This window comes from Maribacter chungangensis (assembly GCF_042676845.1).
GTDB classification, from domain to species: domain Bacteria; phylum Bacteroidota; class Bacteroidia; order Flavobacteriales; family Flavobacteriaceae; genus Maribacter; species Maribacter chungangensis.
The window spans coordinates 90,474-109,081 of the sequence record NZ_JBHTHY010000024.1; the positions used below are offsets into that span (position 1 = coordinate 90,474).

14 protein-coding genes are annotated in these 18,608 nt (G+C 39.8%); 9 read left to right on the forward strand and 5 right to left on the reverse strand.

All coding sequences use genetic code 11. The features are described from left to right. Positions 1–22: 22 nt before the first annotated feature. The 4 genes from ACFQZJ_RS18415 to ACFQZJ_RS18430 are packed head-to-tail and all read left to right on the forward strand — an operon-like array spanning position 23 to position 6,045. Positions 23–2,458 carry a YfhO family protein gene (locus tag ACFQZJ_RS18415; RefSeq protein ID WP_379936442.1) on the forward strand — a complete coding sequence of 812 codons (2,436 nt, stop codon included), beginning with the start codon at positions 23–25 and terminating at the stop codon, positions 2,456–2,458. Continuing rightward, on the forward strand, positions 2,458–3,729 hold the full coding sequence (locus ACFQZJ_RS18420; RefSeq protein WP_379936443.1) for a glycosyltransferase family 4 protein: 1,272 nt from the start codon (positions 2,458–2,460) through the stop codon (positions 3,727–3,729). The genes ACFQZJ_RS18415 and ACFQZJ_RS18420 overlap by 1 nt, the downstream gene beginning before the upstream one ends. Further along, positions 3,729–5,183 carry an oligosaccharide flippase family protein gene (locus ACFQZJ_RS18425; RefSeq protein ID WP_379936444.1) on the forward strand — a complete coding sequence of 485 codons (1,455 nt, stop codon included), beginning with the start codon at positions 3,729–3,731 and terminating at the stop codon, positions 5,181–5,183. The genes ACFQZJ_RS18420 and ACFQZJ_RS18425 overlap by 1 nt, the downstream gene beginning before the upstream one ends. A 1-nt stretch (position 5,184) precedes the next feature. Next, positions 5,185–6,045 carry an RluA family pseudouridine synthase gene (locus ACFQZJ_RS18430; RefSeq protein ID WP_379936445.1) on the forward strand — a complete coding sequence of 287 codons (861 nt, stop codon included), beginning with the start codon at positions 5,185–5,187 and terminating at the stop codon, positions 6,043–6,045. 469 nt (positions 6,046–6,514) lie between these two features. Here the strand turns inward: ACFQZJ_RS18430 and ACFQZJ_RS18435 are convergent, their stop codons facing one another. The 3 genes from ACFQZJ_RS18435 to uvrA form a co-directional block, all read right to left on the reverse strand. Then, positions 6,515–7,777: a hypothetical protein gene (locus ACFQZJ_RS18435; protein WP_379936446.1), complete on the reverse strand. Its 1,263-nt coding sequence runs from the start codon at positions 7,775–7,777 to the stop codon at positions 6,515–6,517. A gap of 201 nt (positions 7,778–7,978) precedes the next feature. Continuing rightward, a complete protein-coding gene (locus tag ACFQZJ_RS18440) occupies positions 7,979–8,806 on the reverse strand; it encodes a sulfurtransferase (protein ID WP_379936447.1) in 828 nt (275 codons plus the stop codon). Further along, a complete protein-coding gene (gene uvrA / locus ACFQZJ_RS18445) occupies positions 8,803–11,580 on the reverse strand; it encodes an excinuclease ABC subunit UvrA (protein WP_379936448.1) in 2,778 nt (925 codons plus the stop codon). Before uvrA ends, ACFQZJ_RS18440 begins: the two co-directional genes overlap by 4 nt. A 241-nt stretch (positions 11,581–11,821) precedes the next feature. Here uvrA and ACFQZJ_RS18450 point away from each other — a divergent pair, with 241 nt between their 5' ends. Continuing rightward, positions 11,822–12,403: an RNA polymerase sigma factor gene (locus ACFQZJ_RS18450; protein WP_379936449.1), complete on the forward strand. Its 582-nt coding sequence runs from the start codon at positions 11,822–11,824 to the stop codon at positions 12,401–12,403. 541 nt (positions 12,404–12,944) lie between these two features. Continuing rightward, a complete protein-coding gene (locus ACFQZJ_RS18455; protein WP_379936450.1) occupies positions 12,945–13,526 on the forward strand; it encodes an RNA polymerase sigma factor in 582 nt (193 codons plus the stop codon). Between the two features lie 230 nt (positions 13,527–13,756). On the opposite strand, the gene ACFQZJ_RS18460 is transcribed toward ACFQZJ_RS18455, so the two are convergent. After that, a complete protein-coding gene (locus ACFQZJ_RS18460; protein WP_379936451.1) occupies positions 13,757–14,419 on the reverse strand; it encodes an endonuclease III domain-containing protein in 663 nt (220 codons plus the stop codon). A 53-nt stretch (positions 14,420–14,472) separates the two neighbouring features. On the opposite strand from ACFQZJ_RS18460, the gene bcp reads away from it, so the two are divergent. After that, a complete protein-coding gene (bcp, locus tag ACFQZJ_RS18465) occupies positions 14,473–14,928 on the forward strand; it encodes a thioredoxin-dependent thiol peroxidase (protein ID WP_379936452.1) in 456 nt (151 codons plus the stop codon). 524 nt (positions 14,929–15,452) lie between these two features. On the opposite strand, the gene ACFQZJ_RS18470 is transcribed toward bcp, so the two are convergent. Then, entirely contained in the window at positions 15,453–16,901 is a 1,449-nt protein-coding gene (locus tag ACFQZJ_RS18470; protein WP_379936453.1) for a TonB-dependent receptor, read from the reverse strand. 354 nt (positions 16,902–17,255) lie between these two features. Between ACFQZJ_RS18470 and ACFQZJ_RS18475 the strand changes: the two genes are divergently transcribed. Together ACFQZJ_RS18475 and ACFQZJ_RS18480 are read left to right on the forward strand one after the other, a co-directional pair. Next, complete coding sequence (locus ACFQZJ_RS18475) at positions 17,256–18,026, forward strand: MBL fold metallo-hydrolase (RefSeq protein ID WP_379936454.1); 771 nt, start codon at positions 17,256–17,258, stop codon at positions 18,024–18,026. An 86-nt stretch (positions 18,027–18,112) separates the two neighbouring features. Then, complete coding sequence (locus ACFQZJ_RS18480) at positions 18,113–18,607, forward strand: hydrolase (RefSeq protein ID WP_379936455.1); 495 nt, start codon at positions 18,113–18,115, stop codon at positions 18,605–18,607. Position 18,608 lies beyond the last annotated feature (1 nt).

Genomic DNA, 18,608 nt, shown 5'->3' on the forward strand with positions numbered 1-18,608 from the left:
GTAACCAACCACCATCCGGCAAATGAAGAAAGGTTTAAGATTCTTTTTCACCCATTTTTTTGTAACCGTTTTTTTTATTCTAGCTGCGCTGGCATATTTTCATCCGGTGTTACAGGGGAAAGTAATCTACCAGCACGATATTGCCCAATATACGGGCATGGCCAAGGAGCAGAACGATTTTCGTAAACAGAACGATGCGGAACCCTATTGGACGAACAGCGCTTTTGGAGGTATGCCCACCTATCAGTTAGGGGCCAATTATCCACACAATTATATAAAACAACTAGACCGGCTGATACGTACTTTGCCCAGGCCGGCAGATTATCTTTTTTTGTACTTTATTGGTTTTTATATCCTCCTCTGTTGTTTAAAAATAGACTATAAACTCGCCATCGTTGGAGCTTTGGCATTTGGTTTCTCTACCTATCTTATCATAATTATTGGTGCAGGTCACAATGCGAAAGCACATGCTATGGGCTACTTACCAATGGTTTTGGGCGGAATAGTGCTGGTCTTCCGAAAAAAATATCTATGGGGATTTATACTTACGGCACTCGCAATGGCCTTGGAAATTGTGGCCAACCACTATCAAATGACCTATTATTTTGGTTTGTTGGTGTTGGTATTGGGTATCGTTTATCTTATCGATGCCTTAAAACGAAAAGAACTGAAACACTATTTTTTATCCGTAGGTATCTTATTGTTTGCCGTTGCCCTTGGGATTGCTGCCAATGCAACTGGATTAATGGCGACAAAGGAGTATGCCGATTGGAGTACGAGGGGTAAAAGCGAACTTACTATAAATCCGGACGGTACGCTAAAGGAAAATACTGGTGGCTTAAGTAAAGAATACATCACCCAATGGAGCTATGGCATTTCCGAATCCCTGAATTTGTTCGTGCCGCGCTTGTTCGGTGGGGCTAGTCAGGAAAATTTAGGCGAAGATTCCAAATCCTTTAACTATTTGGTCGATAAAGGCTTGCCCAGGTCCAGTGCCTTGGATTTTGTAACCGGTATTCCGCTTTATTGGGGAGACCAGCCTATAACCTCCGGTCCGGCCTACATCGGTGCAATTGTTTTCTTTTTGTTTGTACTAGGATTATTTTTAGTTCGCGGAAAACACAAATGGTGGTTGTTGTTCGGTACTTTGTTATCCCTTGTCTTGTCCTGGGGAAAGAATTTTGGTGTATTGACCGATTTTATGATCGACTATTTTCCGTTATACGACAAGTTTAGAGCGGTATCCTCTATACAGGTTATTTTGGAATTATGCGTGCCCATATTGGCCATAATTGCGCTGAAGAAGATTTTGTCCAATAAGGTCGATTTAAAGGACAAGTTACGTTCTTTAAAGCTAGCATCGGGGGTGGTTCTTGGATTAGGTGTGTTGCTTTTCGTCTTTAAAGGAATGTTCGATTTTATTGGTCCCGCGGATGATCGCTTGCGAATGACCGGTCTGGAAGAATTGCCAGAGATGCTGCGCCTGGATAGAAAAGCCGTTTATACAAGCGATTTATTGCGTTCTATGGTCTATGTAGCGCTCGTAGCGGCCTTGCTTTGGTTTCTGATCAAACAGAAATTGAAGCCTAATTTGGCCATTGTTGCGATCGGCGCCTTGATCGTTTTTGATTTGGTAGGAGTTAACCTTAGGTACGTAAACAGTGATAGCTTTGTTTCCAAGCGAAAAATGTTACAACCGTTCCAAGCTACCGCGGCGGATAAGGAGATTTTGAAAGACGATGGCGTTTTTCGTGTCTTTGACCAAACGGATGGATTTGATTCGGCCAAGACGGCTTACTTTCATAATTCGATAACTGGATACCATGCGGCCAAGCCAGCGGGAATGCAAGACCTGTTCGATTACCATCTGTACAATGGAAATCTATCCATTTTTAACATGCTCAATGTAAAATATGTGGTGCAACAAGATGAGGATGGAAACAAGTTTCCTATACAAAATCCCAACGCAAACGGAAATGCTTGGTTTGTAAAGGAACTCAAAGAAGTATCCACGGCAGACGATGAAATTAGGGCATTGGATAGTTTGGATACCCGCAACTTTGCAGTTGTTAATTCAGAGGTCTTTAAAAACATTAATAGATTCGATTATCAGGTAGATTCAACTGCAGCGATTTCCCTGGTGGATTATCAGCCCAATCACTTGAGGTATACATCTGAAAATCCTAATGCAGGAGTGGCCATGTTTTCTGAAATGTACTATGCAAACGGATGGAACGCCTACATAGATGGGAAACCGGTGGACCATTTTAAAGTTAATTATGTGTTACGTGCATTGAAAGTGCCGGCCGGAAACCACACGATAGAATTCAAATTTGAGCCTAGGGTAGTCGAGATTGGGAGCCAGATAACTTTGGCCAGCACCATTTTGTTAGGTCTGGTCGTCTTAGGTGGTATCGGCTTTACGTTTTGGAAAGCTAGGAAGGAGGACGAACAGTAATGAACAAGGTACTTATCATCTCATACTACTGGCCACCGGCTGGCGGTCCTGGTGTACAACGATGGTTGAAATTTGTAAAATACCTTAGGGATTTTGATGTTGAGCCTGTTGTTTATGTACCCGAGAATCCGCAATATCCCATAACCGATTCTTCGTTTTTAAATGAAGTTCCAAAGGATATCACCATTTACAAACAGCCTATTTTTGAACCCTATCGTTTTGCGAGTCTGTTATCGCGGAGGAATACAAAACGTATTAGCTCCGGAATCATTCAATCTGCTAATCAGTCGCTAACAGAGAAATTCTTGTTGTGGATACGAGGAAACTTCTTTATCCCGGACGCTAGAAAATACTGGGTACGGCCATCTGTAGAATTCCTTCACGAGATACTTAAGAAAGAAGGCATAGGTACGATTATCACTACCGGTCCCCCACACAGCGTTCATCTTATCGGCCATTTTTTAAAACAACATAATAAGGTACAGTGGATTGCCGATTTTAGAGACCCATGGACATCCATCGGATATCATAAAAAATTGAAATTGATGGGATGGGCAAAGAATAGGCACAAAGAATTGGAAGCCTTAGTTTTGAACACGGCCGATAAACTGGTGGTGACCAGCGAAACAACCAAGCGCGAGTTTAGGCAACTTACCAATAAACCTATTAAGGTAATTACGAACGGCTTTGATACCGAAAAACCCTTAGCCGTACCCTTGGATCAGAAGTTTACCATTTCGCATATTGGTTCCATGCTAAGTGGCAGAAACCCCCAGAACTTATGGCAGGTACTGGCGGAATTGGTAAAGGAAAACATAGCGTTTAACAAGGCTTTATGTTTGCAATTTATAGGTGTGATCAGCAAGGATGTTTTGGAGGAAATTAAAGCAAATGGTCTGGAACACTTTTTAAAGGTAATCGGTTATGTGCCCCATGACGAAGCTCTTGCATATCAACAAAAATCGCAGGTGCTGCTCTTAGCGGAAATAGACTCCCCGGAAACAACCGGAATTATTCCGGGCAAGTTGTTCGAGTATATGGCTTCAGGACGGCCTATTTTGGGAGTTGGCCCTAAGAATTGGGAGGTTTCAACTATGGTGGCCCAAACAAAAACAGGTGCTATTTTTGAATATACTTCACATGCTGATCTTAAAAATGTACTTTTAAACTGGTTTCATCAATATGAAAAACAGGCTTTAGGTGTATCTTCCATGAATGTAGAGAGGTACAGCAGGCGCGAACTTACACGACAACTAGCGGAGTATATCTAATGGGTATTGTACTAAAACAGTCTTTAAACAACACCGTAGTCACCTATATTGGCTTTGCCATAGGCGCCGTTAATACCTTGTTTTTATATACTAATTTTATGCAGGCAGATCATTATGGTCTGGTTCAAGTGGTGCTTTCGGTAGCTACCGTTTTAATGCCCGTTCTCTCGTTTGGAGTGCCCAACGCTTTGGTTAAATTTTATAGTAGCTTTAATTCGGAAAAGGAGCAGGAAGGTTTTTTGACCATGATGCTTTTGCTCCCCTTGCTGTTTATACTACCTGTTGCGCTCATAAGTTACGGTGCCAACGAGGCCATCGGTAATCTTTTGTCCAATAAAAATCCAATAGTCCGTGATTATGTGTGGCATATATTTTTTGCGGGTATGGCCATGGCCTATTTTGAGGTGTTCTACGCCTGGGCACGGATTCGTATGAAGTCCGTTTTTGGCAACTTTTTAAAAGAAGTATTCTGTAGGGTGGGGCAGTCTGTTTTACTGGTGCTCCTGTATTTTGATTATATAGGCATCGAAGGATTTATAAATGCCTTGGTAGGGTTTTATTTGTTACGGATGCTCATTATGAAGTTGTATGCCTACACACTTCGAATGCCCAAAATTCAATTTTCGTTTCCTGAGAACTGGTGGAATATTGTAAAGTACAGCGCACTCATTATTTTAGGCGGTTCCACGGCCATTGTGCTTATGGAGGTGGACAAGGTTATGCTGAACAGTTTTTTGGAATTGGAAAATGTGGCCTATTACGGCGTGGCCGGATTCATAGCCTCTACCATTGCCGTGCCCTCACGAGCTATGCATCAGATTACCTATCCCATGACCGCCACGTATTTGAACAAAAACGATACGGTGTCGCTTAAACAGTTATATCAAAAAAGTTCTTTGACCTTGTTTATCATTGCCGGTCTTTTGTTCTTGTTGATCTTATTGAATCTTGAGGATTTATACAAACTCTTGCCCGAAAATTACAACGGTGGATTCATGATTGTTTTTTGGATTGGTCTTGTTAAGGTATACGATGCACTTTTAGGCAACAATAACTCCATCTTGTATAATTCCGATTACTATCGTTCTATTCTCTTTTTTGGTGTTTTGCTGGCCGTGATGGCTATCGGCTTCAATCTATGGTTAATTCCTGCGTATGGCATTAATGGCGCCGCTATTGCTAGTTTTTCCGCCTTTTTCATTTATAATAGCTTAAAGTTATACTATGTGAAATCCAAATTCCGCATGTCTCCCTTTACATCTGAAACCGTAAAAGTGATGGCTTTGCTACTGGTGGTAGGCGTGCTGTTCTATTCATTCCGGTTTGAGTTTCATCCCGTAATCAATATTCTTCTAAAAAGCGTTCTGATTACCGCTATGTACATTGGAATATTATTCCGATTCAAAATTTCCGAGGATGTATATGGCGTGCTTTCCAAGTTTTTAAAGAAGTAATGTGGATGTAATAGCCTCCCATATCGCTGTGGAACAGAAAATCCCGATTCGTTTACAGGAATATGGTGTTGGAATTTTTGAGGTTTGCCCCACAAAATCGGCCTTAAAAAAAGCACTAAAAAAGCAATTGATTTTGGTAAATGGGAGAATTGCTACCACTACTACGTATATTGCCGGCGGAGAGCGTATCGAGTTAAAAGCCACGGAAAGAAAGCATAAAAGACAAGTAGTACTGGCTCTAAAGGTCTTGTACGAAGATGCGTATTTGGCAGTTGTTGAAAAGCCTGCAGGTATAATTGTTAGCGGTAATCGGTTTCTGACCGTTGCCAATGCTTTGGAACAAAATCTACAGAAAAGTGACGTTTTGGATGCCGTTGTTCCCAAACCCGTACACCGATTGGATTACCCTACTACGGGAGTGCTGTTGGTAGGTAAGACCAGTTCTGCCATTATTCAACTCAACCAGTTGTTTGAAAACAGACAAATCCAAAAAGTATATTATGCCGTTGCAATAGGAAAAATGGATACAAAGGGTAGGGCGGAAGCACCCATAAATGGGAAAGCTTCGGTGTCCGACTACCAAGTGGAACAAACCCTTGTCTCCGAACGCTTCGGTTATTTGAATTTGGTAAAGTTATACCCAAAAACAGGTAGACGGCACCAGTTGCGAAAGCATTTAGCTTCTATTGGAAATCCAATTCTGGGCGATGCCGACTATGGAAAACCGGGTTTAGTGCTAACGGGCAAGGGATTGTATCTACACGCGTATTCCTTACAATTTGTGCATCCCGTAACGCAGGCCGTACTATTGGTAAAAAGTGAGCTTCCCAAAAAGTTTATGAAGTTGTTTCCCATGTTCTAATACTATTTCCCAATTGAAAATAAGCCGATAAATAGTTCCTTTTAACGCCTACTTCAAAATAAAAACAAGCCGTAGCTATGCTATGCCCGATTTTTCTTTTTCGAAGGCCAAAAAAACAATTTAATTTCTTTGACTAAATTTCAAAAGATAACTGGTATAATTTATTGAAAAAAGACCTCCCTTAATCCCTCCCAAGGAGCGGGATTATATAAGTGTATCAATGGAACTTGTTTTGAAAAGTAGCTTTTTACATTTAAATCCTTTTTTGGTGTTTGTTAAAATTTAATTGGTGTAAAAAGATTTAGGATAGCTACAAGGGTTCAAATAGTTATGATTCGTCCCTTCTCCTTGGCAGAGGGCTAGGGAGAGTGCTAAAAAAAGCCCCGTACCGGATAAATCCGCTACGGGGCCAAACAACTAACCAACCTAAAAACTACCGTTGCTCCGAACTCGTTTCAGAGTCTATATATTATTGCCTTCTACTATTACTACTTCTACTGGCAGACGATCTTGATGAACTTCTCGCGGGGGCTTTGTTCACAAATCTAGAACTGCTACTTCTACTAACCGTACTTCTTGATCTGGATGGCGCTTTGCTAACCGATCTAGAGGTCGCACTTCTGCTGGCGCTACGGGTATTTGAGCTTCTTGTAGCAGGCTTGGTATACGTTTTCGTAGTTCTAGAAAGGGTTGTACTCCTTGGGGTTCTCGTAACCGTTCTTTTGCTAACGGTTCTTCCCTGGTTGTTTCTAACCGTAGTGCTGTTGCTGCGTGTAGTGGCCTTGCTACGGTTTACCCCGGTAGACCTATTGTTTCCACGGTTTACAGTACTTGCATTTCGCTTCACCGTAGCTGTCCTGTTCGAAACCTTGTTGCTTCTGTTAGCACGGGTGGTTGTATTTGAAGCTACCGTTCTATTGTTACGTATTCCGTTACTTCGCTTAGCCACAGTGTTGCCCCTATTGGCATTGTTTCTACCGGCAACTGTTCGGTTACTTCTATTGGCACTACTTTTGTCCCTTCTAAAGGAATTATCCCTAACCGCTACCCTTCTATCATTTCTATACACCGTAGCTCGCTCTCTTCGCACCCTGTTGTATCTATGCTCTCTTCCAATTTGAGCATAAGCACGTCTAACATTATTTCTGTAAGGCCTGTGCCAGGTATATCTGATCGGCCTATAAAATTGTCTGTAAGGGGTATGCCATACATTAAAAAATCCAACTGCCGGTCTGGCGAACCATCTATGAAACGGACGGTAAATATATCTTCGGTTATATATATTTATGAAACCATTGTAGTGACTAAACGCACCACCGTTGTAAAATATATTCATTCCACCGATTCTATTGACGAACCCGTTGTTGAAATTTATATTCACGTTACCTATTTGATTCACACGACCATAAAAGTCATAAAAGATGGGCACGTTTTCTACTTGGATTACTGCTCCAAAATCGTCGTACTGTACATAAGGATTGTAATTGAATCCTGAATTAAAGGTAACACCGACATTTCCTATTCGTGCGCCTCCGTTTATATTTAATCTGTTGTCAACATAAAAGTCGAATTCACCATCGGGAAAAACGGAAAAGGTTACTCCATTTTCAACAAATATGAATGAATTTACAGGGTTAAGGTTGACGTTAGCAACCTTATTCTCAGCTGTTGCGGCATTGGCCATTACTGATCCAAAAAGTACCGTTGCAATAATAAATACGAACTTTTTCATAATATAAGGTTTTAAGACCTGCGGTTTGGCAGGTGTATTCCGGAAGTAACTATTTACTTTCCGATTTGTTTAATGCAAACCGCGTGCCAAAAAATTAAAAATCAATCTAGTTGACTGATAATCATATAATTAAAAAAAATAAAGATATGGGTATTTACTAATTTTAAGTAGTACTATCTTTAAAATACGGGCTATTGGATGTTAAGCAATAGGATACATATCACCAGCTCCCCACTCACTCCAGGAACCATCGTAGAGCAAAAGGTCATTGTCCAAGACCAAATTGGCGGCGAATAAAAGAATGCATGCCGTGATTCCGGAACCGCACGAAAATACTAAGGGATAGGTACCAAGCGATAAATTTTCAAACTTGGCTTTCAATTCATTTTTAGGCAAAAATTTGCCGTTACTCAAAAGCTCGGTAAATGGTAGGTTGATGGACTTTGGTATATGGCCTCTTTTTAATTCGGCTCTTGGCTCGGGCACCTTCCCTGTAAAGCGTTCGTTGCTGCGGGCATCTATAAGGGTACAGTGTTCGGTGGTGATATTCTTCAAAATAGCATCGGCATATATGAACCGTGAGGGATTAAAATTGGCCTTAAAATTCCCCATGGGATAGTTTATTGCAGATTCCATGTCGCAACTTCCTTCATGTTTGATCCATTCTGGGAGTCCACCATCTAAAACGGCGACCGAATGATGGCCCATAATTTTAAAAAGGAACCAAGCCCTTGGACTGGAATAGATGCCTTTTGCATCATAGATAACGATAATGGAATCTGAATTGATACCTAAGTTCTTACAGCCGATTTCAAACTGTTCAGGGGTGGGTGCAGTGTTAGGTAAGGTAGCACTGGTATCCGAGAACACTTTTTTAAGGTCGAAAAATCGCGCGCCTCGAATAATATTGGTCTCAGCTGTTTGGGAATTATCCGTAACTATGGGAATGGTGGCATCCAGTATCACGATATTCGGGTCGTTTATGTGATTCTTCAACCAAGAAACCGATACCAATTGTTCTTTCATCATAGTTTCTCGTTCAAATACTTGGCCGTAAATGATTTTTTGCTTTTGGCAACTTCCTCAGGAGTGCCCTCCGCTAAAAGTTCACCACCATTTTCTCCTCCACCTGGGCCTAGGTCAATAATATAATCGGCACATTTGATCAATTCAACATTGTGCTCGATGACGACCACGGAATGTCCTTTTTTTATAAGGGCATTAAAGGATTTTAAGAGTTTTTGGATATCGTGAAAATGGAGTCCCGTTGTAGGTTCATCAAAAATAAATAAGGCTTTGTCCTTTGTTGTCCCTTTTACAAGGAACGAGGCCAACTTTATACGCTGTGCCTCGCCACCGGAAAGGGTAGAGGAAGATTGCCCCAGCGTTACGTAACCTAAACCTACATCTTGCAAAGGCTTTAATTTGGATACAATTCTAGTTTGTGCTCCGGTCTCAAAAAATGCAATGGCATTATCTATCGTCATACTCAGGACATCATCTATGTTGGCATTGTTAAAGGTGACTTCCAAAACCTCTTTTTTAAAGCGTTTTCCTCCACAGGTATCGCACTCCAAATGCACATCGGCCATAAACTGCATTTCTACCGTAATCTCGCCTTCTCCCTTACATTTTTCGCATCGTCCCCCATCTACATTAAAGGAAAAATGTTTTGCTTGATAGTTTCTAATTTTGCTGAGCTTTTGACTGGCGAACAAGCTTCGGATATCATCGTAAGCCTTGATATAGGTAACCGGATTGGAGCGTGACGATCTCCCGATCGGATTTTGATCTACAAATTCTACGTGTTTAATATGTTTGTATTTTCCGGATACAGAACTATACTGTCCGGCTTTTTCACCGTAACCACCAACTTCCTTTAACATTATAGGATATAATAATTTTTTGACCAAGGTACTTTTACCGCTACCTGAAACTCCCGTTACCACGGTTAGCATATCCAACGGAAAGGTTACATTGATATTTCTTAGGTTGTTTTCCCTGCAACCCATGATCTGTATATGGTTCTTTGAGGTGCGTCTTTCTTTTGGAATTTTAATTTCCATAGTACCGTTTAGGTAGCTTGCCGTGAGCGAACTGGATTGTAAAACTTCGCTCAGCGTTCCCTGCGCCACTACTTCTCCGCCATGTGTGCCTGCTTCCGGGCCTATGTCGATTACAGTATCCGCCGCTTTCATAATATCCTCGTCGTGTTCTACTACGATAACCGTATTTCCTAAATTCCGTAAAGAAATCAATACATCAATCAAATTTTCGGTATCCTTGGGGTGCAGGCCAATACTGGGCTCGTCCAAAATATACATGGAGCCTACCAAACTACTGCCCAAAGAGGTGGCTAGGTTTATACGCTGACTTTCCCCACCGGATAGCGTATTGGATTTTCTGTTCAGGGTTAGGTAATTAAGGCCTACCTTATCTAAAAACCCAAGTCTGGTGTTTATTTCGGTTAACAATCGCTTGGCTATAAGCGCATCGTTTTCACTTAATTCTAGCTGTGAAAAATACCCTATTAATTTTTCTATGGACAAACCAACCAGTTCGGAAATTGATTTGCTGCCCACCTTTACGTAGTCCGTTTCCGGGCGTAGGCGTTTGCCGTTGCAGGTGCTACATTTTGTTTTGCCCCTATAACGGGACAACATCACCCTATTTTGAATTTTATAGCTCTTTTCCTCTAGCGTAGCAAAGAATTTATGTATGCCAATAAAATGTGCATTACCGTCCCATACTAATTGTCTTTGTTCCTCGGAAAGTTCGAACCAAGGTTTATGAATAGGAAAATCGAATGTGTAGGCCGAGTTTACCAATTGATCCCGATACCAGCCCATACTATCGCCCCGCCAAGGAAAAACGGCATTTTCATAAATGGATAAGGCGGTGTTTGGAATGACCAAATCTTCGTCTATGCCAATAACATCGCCATAACCCTCGCATTTAGGGCAAGCACCATACGGATTGTTAAAGCTGAACAAGTGCACATTGGGTTCCAGAAATAGCATCCCGTCCAGCTCAAACGTATTACTGAACTGCGTTTGTTCGGCATCGTTTAAGGTCTCGATAATACATTTTCCCTTTCCTTCAAAAAAAGCGGTATCCACCGCATTGGCAAGTCTGTTGTAAAAATCCTCGTCGTCTTTTGTGATTATACGATCTATGACCAAATAGAACTCCTTTCCAATGTTTTCCGGGGCTTGGTCTATTCTAATAACCTTAGTGTCATGTTTAATGCGCGCATAACCTTGTTTGGAAAACAATTCTAGAGATTTTTTGGTATCCCGGTCCTCACGAATGGTGATGGGAGCAAGCAGCAGTAACTTCGTATTATCGGCAAAGGTCTTTACATGGTTAATAACATCGGTAACCGTATCTTTCTTTACCTGTTTGCCCGAGATGGGAGAGTAGGTCTTTCCAATACGTGCATATAACAATTTAATATAATCATAGATTTCGGTCGTCGTACCAACCGTAGATCTTGGGTTGGTCGAATTCACCTTCTGCTCAATGGCAATGGCAGGAGCTATACCTTTTATATAGTCTACCTTAGGTTTGTCCAGTTTTCCCAAAAACTGTCGGGCATAGGAAGAGAGACTTTCTACATACCGTCTCTGACCTTCCGCATAAAGTGTATCAAAAGCCAAGCTTGATTTTCCGGAACCCGAAAGACCCGTTATCACTACTAGCTTGTTTCTGGGAATTACCACATCTATGTTTTTTAGATTGTGGAGTTTGGCACCTTTTATTATAATATTCTCCTTTGGATTTACTTCTGTTAGATTGGGCATATTTTTAAATAAGGCTACAAAGATACACTATGCGCTTTTTAATAAGAACCCAATAGATATAGATGTTGCAGTTCATCGATTATTTTCACATAATTTTTGGAATATCAATTTTTTACTATCTTTGAAGCTCATTAACAATTCGATTCGCCTATAGCGCACTTTTACTTTGTAACGTTAGAATTTAACCTCAAACAGCCCATTTTTATAAAATGGGATTCGTTTAACACGCAAAAGTAAAGTTATGGAAGTGCAAATCGAAGATTCCCAACTAGTCAGTCATTACATTCAAGGAGACGAAAGAGCTATGGCAGTTCTTATCAATCGTCATAATTCCCGTTTAACCGGATTTATTTATTCCAAGGTGAACGACAGGGAATTAACAGAGGATATTTTTCAAGATACCTTTATCAAAGTAATTCGTACTTTAAAACGTGGAGCCTACAACGAAGAAGGCAAATTTTTGCCTTGGGTTATGCGTATCGCCCACAACCTGATCATAGATCACTTTAGGAAGAACAATAGAATGCCCATGTTCAATGCTACGGAAAGCTATAATATTTTTGCGATGATGAACGATGACTGCTTGAACGCAGAAAAGCAGTTGATAAAAGATCAAATCGATTCCGACTTGTTTAATTTGATCAAGGAGCTTCCCGAAGATCAACAAGAGGTGCTTCAGATGCGCTTATATAAGGATATGAGCTTTAAGGAAATATCCGACAATACGGGTGTAAGTATTAATACGGCGTTAGGTAGGATGCGCTACGCGTTAATTAATTTACGAAAGCTAGTGGAAGCCAATAACATAGTTTTAACGAATTAATTTACCACAGGTCGAGTGGATCTATTATTTTTATTTTTGGACCGTTCTACTAGGGAACCAAAACAAAAAGTATTATGGAGAAAATTTACTCTAAGAAAAAAGACAAGTGTACCTTACTAAAGGCTAAGCCAGAAACTGTAGAATTTTTGTTAGCGTACTCCAAATCTTTAAAAATTACGGAAGCAAAAGGCATAACGTTCGAAAGTAACTTAAACTAAAATCACCTTAAATAATATAGATCAGCCCCAAGGATGTTACCCTTGGGGTTTTCTTTTTTCTATATCCCATATTAATGTAGCCCATATTATAGTATTAATTACAAAGGAGACAACCCTTGTCTCAGGTTTCCCACGCAACTAGCTACAGCTCTATTTATTGTATAAAAAATAAATATTCCTTGTTTCACATCATAAAAGGAGGGTTTTACAACATACTTTTTTGTACAGGGTGCCTTTTCTCTAGTTTTATCTCAGATTTAAATAACTAACGAAAAAATAGGAACAGATTCCCAAGTCGTTAAACCTAAAAGAAAGTAACTCGTATGGAACTACAAATTGATGATTCAGAATTAGTAAGAGATTATATCAGCGGTGATGAAAAAGCACTTTCTGTATTGATCAACAGACACAATCAAAGAATAACAAGTTTTATCTACTCCAAGGTGTTGGACAGGGATATTACAGAAGATATCTTTCAAGATACTTTTATAAAGGTAATCAAAACCCTTAAAAAGGGTCGTTACAGCGAAGAAGGTAAATTTCTTCCATGGGTTATGCGCATCTCACACAACTTAATTATCGATCACTTTAGAAAGAACAAGAGAATGCCCATGTTCGAGGGTAATGACGACTTTAATATCTTCTCCGTTATTGGTGATGATAAGTTAAACGCCGAAAAGCAACTGATCAAAGACCAAATAGATTCCGATTTACGTCACTTGATCGAGGAGCTTCCAGATGACCAAAAGGAAGTACTTTTAATGCGTATTTACAAGGATATGAGTTTTAAGGAAATATCCGAGAACACAGGTGTAAGTATAAATACAGCATTGGGAAGAATGCGATATGCCCTAATTAATATGCGAAAAATCATAGAAAAAAACAATATCGTCCTTACCAATTAAATTGGGCGAATCTTAGCTAAAACAATATTTCTTTTTTTGTTGCGTTATTTAAGTGTAACAACAATTGAAATATGGAAAAAATTTACTCTGATTACCAAGAACAAATTGGATTCAATAAAGTCTGTCCTAAAACCATCAATTTTTTGTTGAGTTATTCACAGGCATTGTATGAATTCGAACACAAAGATTTAAGGTTCGAGACTTTCTTAAACTAATAAAAAGACCCGTAATTAGCGGGTCTTTTTATTTTTATAATAATTGTCCAGCACCTTTTTTCGGCCAATAGTTTTGGTGATGACGTCTTTTTCTAAATCCCAACCTCTTGCGGGGGAATATTCCCTTCCGTACCAAATTATTTGTAAATGTAAATCGTTCCATATTTCTTTAGGAAAGAGGCGCTTTGCATCCTTTTCGGTCTGTACTACATTTTTACCGTTGGTAAAACCCCATCTGTACATGAGTCTATGAATATGGGTGTCTACCGGAAACGCAGGAATACCAAAAGCTTGAGAAACGACAACACTTGCGGTTTTATGACCTACAGCCGGAAATTCTTCTAACAGAGCAAGTTCTTTTGGCACAATACCTTCATATTTTTCCACCAACATTTTTGACAATCCAAAAATACCTTTGGATTTCATGGGGGATAGCCCAACCGGTCTAATGATATCCCTAATTTCCTCGACCGAAAGTTTGATCATATCATAAGGGTTATCCGCCTTTGCGAACAATAAAGGTGTAATTTGGTTTACGCGAACATCGGTACTTTGTGCAGATAACAGCACAGCGATCAATAAAGTATAGGGGTCTTTGTGATCTAATGGGACAGGAATTTTCGGATATAGTTTTTGTAAGGTTGAAATTGCAAAGGCAACTTTTTCCGCTTTCGTCATTTATTGTTTAATTTTGTATAATAATTGTTAGACATTATTAATCTAAAGATACTATGAATACATTAAAAGTAGGGGATACCGTTCCTTCGTTTTCCGCACCAGATCAAGATGGCAATACTATTAATTTATCGGATTACTCCGGAAAGAATCTTATTGTTTTTTTCTATCCTAGGGCCAATACCCCAGGTTGTACCGCCGAAGCCTGTAATTTAAGGGATAATTATAAAATTCTGCAAGATGCTGGATACGAATTACTAGGGGTTAGCGAGGATACCCAGAAAAAGCAATCCAATTTTAGAAATAAATACGACTTTCCATTTCCGTTGTTAGCTGACGAAGACCACACCGTGATTAATGCTTTTGGTGTATGGGGCCCTAAAAAGTTTATGGGTAGGGAGTTTGATGGCATCCATAGAAAAACTTTTGTAGTTGATGGGGACGGGAAAATTTCAAAAGTTATCGATAAAGTAAAAACAAAAGACCACGCAGCACAGTTACTGGAAGAATAAAAAATACAAAGCCCCTTTGTCATTAAAGGGGCTTTGTAACACGAAATAGATATTTTATTAACTTTTGGCCGTAGTTTAACTTGGCGTTGACAGCTTTATATTGTACTAAGCAAAATAGAACCTTTTGAAATCATCGCTATACACTGTCATTTTCGGTCCGTGTTCCTTCCCCTATGCAGGGGAAGATGACGGAAGGGGGTAGCGCCCCGACCACCGGGCAGGGCGGATATTTATATTGTGCAAACACGACGCATCGGCATATTACCGTGAGAGGCTGCGTTTGGACATGGGCCTGAGTTCAACCCCCTCCGTCTTGCCATCCCGACTTTAGGTCGGGTTGGTAATCCACCTTCCCCTGCCAAGGGAAGGAAACATAATGGGAACAGTTTGTTCAAAAAAAAAGGAGTGCCTGTCAAGAAAAATGGGCAAGCGACCCATAGTCCACAGGGCTTCGAACATTAGCGACCGCTTTTAAACGATACGGTTATGGATTTGGTAAATCAACGCTGTTTTTAACTAGATCTTTACTTTTCCAAAAGTTCCTTTCTAACGAAGAGCTTTTTTTCTTTGATAATTTCGGCAATACCTTCTGGTAACATTTCTTCCCAGCCATCCTCACCGTTCATTATCTTTTTAAGTACGTCTCTAGAGAAAATATGCATGATTTCCGGGTCGTAATCTATAATATCCATTACTTTCCCATTGTATTTAAAGAACTTATAAAGCTCTTTCATTCTTGGATGCACTTTTACGTTATTGCTTGTCATAACTTGCCCGGTATCCGCATTTTTCATCGGATATAGGTACACCTGTAAATCTTTGAAAAACAGTTTTCCAAAGGCTTCCAAAATTCCACCGCTTAAATGTCGGTAATACTTTTCGTCAAAGATATCTACCAAGTTGTTCACGCCCATCGTAAGGCCAATTCTATTTTTGGTGTAATTGTTAAAGTACTCTACCAACTTGTAATATTCTTGGAATTTAGAGATCATCACCGAGTGGCCAAGGGAACATAACAGTTCTGCCCTGCCCATAAAATCCTGTTCATCTATCTCGCCCGATGCCTTAAGGTTGGATAAGGTAATTTCAAAAATAACTATGGTGTTATCTTGATCTACCTGCGGATCACGGACAAAAATGTCATAAGACTTTTGGAACATATCCAAATTTACCTTGGTCACGGGTCTAAAACTACCACGCAAGGCAAGAATGTTCTTCTTGTATAACACTGCCGCCGGTAACAGGTTGTTGCCATCCGGTCCAAACATTACGGCATCTGTCATATCATTTCTTATGAGCTGTAAACTCATCAGCCTATTGTCCACATCTTTAAAGTTGGGCCCGGAGAAATTGATCATATCAATTTCCAAGGTATCCTTATCAATATGGTCGTATAGATATTTTAAAAGTTTTCTGGGTTTGTGATACTTGTAAAAAGCACCGTAAATAAGGTTAACACCTAATATACCTAAGGTTTCTTGCTGTAATCTAGCTTCGTTCTGTTTAAACCGAATATGAAGTATGATTTCGTCAAGTTCCTTTTGTTTTGGGTCTAGTTGATATCGTATTCCTATCCAACCGTGTCCCTTGTACCTTTTGGAAAAATCTATGGTTGCCACGGTGTTGGAATAGGAGAAAAATAACCTATCCGGATGCCTTTTTCTACTTATACGCTCTTCCATGAGCGACATTTCATAGGAAAGCATGGTTTTCAAACGAGCTTGGGTGACATATCTACCATCTTTTTCAGTGCCATAGATAGCATCGCTAAAATCCTTGTCATAAGCACTCATTGCCTTAGCGATCGTTCCCGATGCTCCACCGGAACGAAAGAAATGCCGAGCTGTTTCCTGTCCTGCACCTATTTCCGCAAAAGTGCCGTAGATATCCGGATTTAAATTGATTCTTAAGGTTTTGGCCTTGATCGAGGGAATATTTTCGAAGGCCGATTCTCTTTTGACAACTGATGACATGTGTTTCGTTTTGCTTTAACAAAGTTATAAAGATCATACTATCTAACGGCTAAACCGTTCAAAAATTTGAAATTACTTTTACCTAAACTTTTTTTGTGATATTTGAAACAGGTGCTTATACCGTTCCCCAATTAAAAATCATGCGATAAATTGTTTCTTTTTACGCCCAACTTCAAAATAAAAATCAGCCATAACCATGCTATGCCCGGTTTTTCTTTTTCGAAGTCAAAAAACAATTCAATTTCTTTAGCTCGTTTTCAAAAGAGAACTGGTATTATTTTCCAAAATGGGTGAATGCTTCTTGTTTTTGAGTTGTAACTTGTATGATTAAAGCCCTAAATTTGTACATCGGATATGGCGTTAAAAATTACTTTTTTGGGAACGGGTACATCGCAGGGAGTACCTGTAATAGGTAGTAATCACCCTGTTTGCTTAAGTGATGACCCCAAGGACAAAAGATTGCGAGTATCCGTACTTGTATCTTGGGATTCCCACAATTTTGTTATTGATTGCGGGCCGGATTTTAGACAACAAATGCTTACGCACAGGATTACGACACTGGACGGGGTTCTTTTTACCCACGAACACTCGGACCATACTGCCGGTATAGACGATATTAGACCGTTTTTCTTTAAGCAGGGCGATATTCCTATTTATGCCCACAAACGGGTAGTGAAAGCTCTAAAGAAGCGTTTTGGCTATATTTTTAACGAAAAGGACAGGTATCCCGGGGCACCTGCCGTGGAAATTAACTACGTTAAAAAAGGAGTTGATTTTCATTTGGCAGGAAAAATGATAACTCCGGTCAGGGCCTTGCACAATAGATTAAAGGTATTTGGCTATCGTATAGATGACTTCGCATACCTTACCGATGTAAAGTCTATAAAGGAAAAGGAATTAGAAAAATTAAAGGGCACAAAAATTTTGGTGGTAAACGCCCTAAGGACAGAATCCCATCACTCTCATTTTAATTTAGAGGAGGCCATACATTTTGTTTCTCAAGTAAAACCGGAAAAGGCATATTTTACGCATATTAGTCATTTAATGGGTTTTCATGCCGAAGTAGAAAAAAGTCTTCCGGAAAACATTCATTTGGCCTACGACAACCTTATTTTGGAAGTTTGACCCCTAAAAGTAGTTTAACGTAAACCGTGAGACCCCGTAAGTCCACAGATATTGGAATTGGACCATTAAATATTGAATTGTAAATTATGAAAAATCAAATCTTTCTTTATCTATTTCTTTTTACCGCCCTTGTATGTATGTATCTTTTTGTAAGTAGCGGTAATATGGCAGAGGCCAATATGGCGTCTATTGTTAAATTAAAGGAAGAGGTTGGCACATTGGAAGATTCCTTGCAACAATCCGAGCTTAACCTTTTGGAAATGCAATATTTTTCTTTGGAAAACAACGACGATGCCCTGGCGTACTACGAGCATCTGAATATAGAAGACCTAACGCGCTACATAACCGATAAGTTGTTAGAAACCAATGAGTCTAAGGGAGACAATCCGCTAATTCCTTATGAGGGAATGGAGAACGATTTTAAAATAAACAAAATTAAAATTCTGAACCATAAATGGATACTGGCCGATTTTTCCGATGGTAAGTATTGGGGAGAACTACTTATTGGGTATGAACTTAAGGACGATTTAGGGGTGGACTTCACCTTAAAAGAACATTTATTGTACGCGCGGAGCAATTAAA